The organism is Kitasatospora sp. NPDC091257, assembly GCF_044757675.1.
Classification (GTDB): domain Bacteria; phylum Actinomycetota; class Actinomycetes; order Streptomycetales; family Streptomycetaceae; genus Kitasatospora; species Kitasatospora lactacystinica.
In genome coordinates this window covers 1-3190 of record NZ_JBIVVI010001063.1, presented here as the reverse complement: position 1 = coordinate 3190, position 3190 = coordinate 1, and the positions used below count along the sequence as shown (strand labels likewise).

The following is a 3190-nucleotide window of genomic DNA, read 5'->3' as shown; positions in this document are numbered from 1 at the left end:
ATGAACTGGGCCTTGGCCTTCATCGGCGTCGTTCCCGGGTCGCTGATCATGTAGTTGGTGAACAGCACGAAGGCGACGCCGGTCATCGCGCCGAGGCTGGCCAAGGAGCCGCTCTGGCGCACCGTGCAGGACCACGCCGCCGGGGCCGCCTTCCCCGGCGGGGAGTCGCTGCGCGAGCTGAGCCACCGCACGGTGGACGCGGTGCGCGAGTGGAACCGGAGGATCGCCGCCGAGCACGGCGAGGACGCGGTCTGGATCGCCTGCTCGCACGGGGACGTGATCAAGGCCGTGGTGGCCGACGCGCTCGGGCTGCACCTGGACCACTTCCAGCGGATCAGCGTCGAGCCCTGTTCGGTCACCGCGATCCGCTACACCCCGCAGCGGCCCTTCGTCCTGAGGATGGGCGACACCGGCGACCTCGCCTCGCTCGCGCCCAGGCCCCACCCGGCCGCGGCCACCCCGACCGGTGACGCGGTGGTCGGCGGCGCCGTCTGAGGCACGCCGCCGACGGGCCGTCCGGGGAGGCGCCGTCCGGGGCGACACCGCTGGTTCCCCGGGTGCCACCCCGCCCGCGGCCGTCGGCTCGGCTCCCCGGCCGGAGCCCGAAGGTCGTAGGGTGACTTACGAGTCCATCCGGCCGCGATCCGCCCCCGGCGGTACCGCGCCGACCGACACGATCCGGAGCGAGAGCGTGCCCCGTCAGGTCTACTTCTACGACCAGCCCGAACGGTTCGTGGCCGGCACCGTCGGCCAGCCCGGCGCCCGGGCGTTCTACCTTCAGGCCAGTGCCCGGGGCCGGATCACCAGCGTGCTGCTGGAGAAGACCCAGGTCGCGGCGCTCGCCGAGCGCATCGAGGAGGTCCTGGACGAGGCGCTGCGGCGCAGTGGCGGAGACGCCGCCATCCCGGCCGCCGCTCCGAAGGACCTGCTCGACACCGCCCCGCTGGACCTCCCGCTGGAGCAGGAGTTCCGGGTCGGCACCATGGCGCTGGCCTGGGACAGCGTGGACAGCTGCCTGGTGGTCGAGGCCCAGGCGCTGGTCGAGGACGAGGAGGAGGAGGACGCCGCCGAGGCGGTCTTCACCGACGACGAGACCGGCCCGGACATGCTCCGGGTGCGGCTGTCCGGCGCGATGGCCCGGGTCTTCGCCAAGCGCGCGCTGGACCTGGTCGCGGCGGGCCGCAAGCCCTGCCCGTTCTGCAACCTGCCGCTCGACCCGGAGGGCCACCTGTGCCCGCGCGCGAACGGCTACCGGCGCTGAACACCGACACCCCGCCGCAGGCCGACCCGGCCGCCGCCGCGGCGCTGGCCGCCGACGTGCCCACCGCCCTCGCGCTGCTGCGCCAGGGCGGGCTGACCGTGCACGGCCGCCTCACCGAAGCCTCCAACGCCGCGCTGTACTGCACGGTCGCGCACGGCTCGCTCAGCGCGCAGGCCGTCTACAAGCCGGTGGCCGGCGAGCGCCCGCTGTGGGACTTCCCGGACGGCACGCTGGCCGGCCGCGAGGTCGCCGCGTACGAGCTGTCCGCCGCGACCGGCTGGGCGCTGATCCCGCCCACCGTGCTGCGCGAGGGCCCGCACGGGCCCGGCATGGTGCAGCTGTGGGTCGAGCCGGACCCGGGGGCCGAGCCGCTGCTCGCGCTCCAGGACCCGCGCGGCCCGGAGCAGGGCTGGCTGCCGATCGTCCGGGCCGAGGTCGATGGCGGGCGGACGGCCCTGCTGGTGCACCACGACGACCGGCGGCTGCGCCGGCTCGCCGTCCTGGACGCGGTGCTCAACAACGCCGACCGCAAGGGCGGGCACCTGATTCCGGCCGCCGACGGCCGGGTGTACGGCATCGACCACGGTGTCACCTTCAACACCGAGGACAAGCTGCGCACCCTGCTCTGGGGCTGGGCCGGGGACCCGCTGCCCACCGAGGCGCTGGAGGTGCTGGCCCGGCTGGCCGAGCAGCTGGACGGCGAGCTCGCCGAGCGGCTCGCCCCGCACCTGACGGCGGCCGAACTGGACGCGACCCGGGCCCGGGTGGCCGGGCTCCGGGGCTCCGGCCGGCACCCGCTGCCGCCCGAGGACTGGCCGGCGATTCCCTGGCCGCCGGTGTAGCCGGGGGTGTGGCCCGGGGCGCAGCCGGGGGTGCCGACCGGTCCTTGCCGCCGGCCGCGCGAGCGCCGGTGGCCCGGACCGGTCCGTGAAAACGGCGGCAGATGGTCTGGACCTGTGCCCGGAACGGGTCGCACACTGCTCCGATGGATGTGCGACGGACCACCCCCACCCCCCGGACCACGCCGGACCTGCCGTTGCACCGGTTGCAGGTCCCGCTGCCCCAGCTGCTCCCCTTCGCCATCGGCAGTTTCGACGCGATCGGCCCGCTCTCGCGGGCCGGCTTCCCCCACCGGCACTCGTTCTACGAGATCGTCCACGTCACCGGCGGCCACGGCGCCCATGTCCTGGACCTCGTCCACCGGCCGCTGGCGCCACCGCAGTTGTGCGTGATCACCCCCGGCCAGGTGCACTACTGGGCGGACGCCGAGGAGCTGACCGGCCAGGTCGTCCTGTTCAACGAGGACTTCCTGCTCGGCCACCCCCAGGACCTCGCCGCCCTGCGGGCCCTGGCCACCCGCCCGGCCCTCGCGCTCGGTGAACAGGCCGCGGCGATCACCGCGCTGCTCGCCGACATGGAGCACGAGTACCGGACCAGGGCGCCGGGCTACCAGGGTGTGCTGCGGGCCAGCCTGCACATCCTGATCGTCCGGGCGCTGCGCGCCTGTGCCCCGGCCGACCGTCCGATGGTGCCCAGCCGTCCGGCCGAAGTGGCCGCCGCCTTCACCCGGTTGATCGCCCGGCCGGGCGGGGTGCGGCACTCGGTGGCCTCCACCGCGCAGGAACTCGGCGTCTCCCCGGGGCACTTGCAGACCCTGGTGAAGCAGGCCACCGGCCGGACCCCGGGCGGCCTGATCCGCCGGCAGCAGACCCTGGAGGCCAAACGGCTGCTCGCCTGCACGGATTTGACGATCCGTCAGGTCTCGAAGGAGGCGGGCTTCGTCGATCCGGCGTACTTCTGCCGGTTCTTCCGCCGGGAGACCGGGATGACCCCTCCGGATCTTCCAGGCCCGGCGCCTCGAACCGATGAGCGTGGCCGCGGAGATCCAGTGGTCGCTGCTGCCACCGCTGTCGCTGTCCGTTCCGCAGG

3 protein-coding genes and 1 pseudogene are annotated in these 3190 nt (G+C 74.7%); all 4 read left to right on the top strand.

What is annotated here, in order from left to right; genetic code table 11:
- Positions 1–495 (top strand): annotated as a pseudogene (locus ACIQOV_RS34325) (histidine phosphatase family protein); the annotation flags it as partial.
- A 196-nt stretch (positions 496–691) separates the two neighbouring features.
- A complete protein-coding gene (locus tag ACIQOV_RS34320; RefSeq protein WP_359901221.1) occupies positions 692–1261 on the top strand; it encodes a DUF3090 domain-containing protein in 570 nt (189 codons plus the stop codon).
- Positions 1262–1305: 44 nt separating this feature from the next.
- The gene (locus ACIQOV_RS34315; protein ID WP_401054720.1) at positions 1306–2103 is read left to right on the top strand and encodes an SCO1664 family protein; all 798 of its coding nucleotides are present in this window, start codon (positions 1306–1308) and stop codon (positions 2101–2103) included.
- A gap of 143 nt (positions 2104–2246) precedes the next feature.
- A partial coding sequence (locus ACIQOV_RS34310; protein WP_401054717.1) for an AraC family transcriptional regulator occupies positions 2247–3190 on the top strand: 944 nt, incomplete at its 3' end.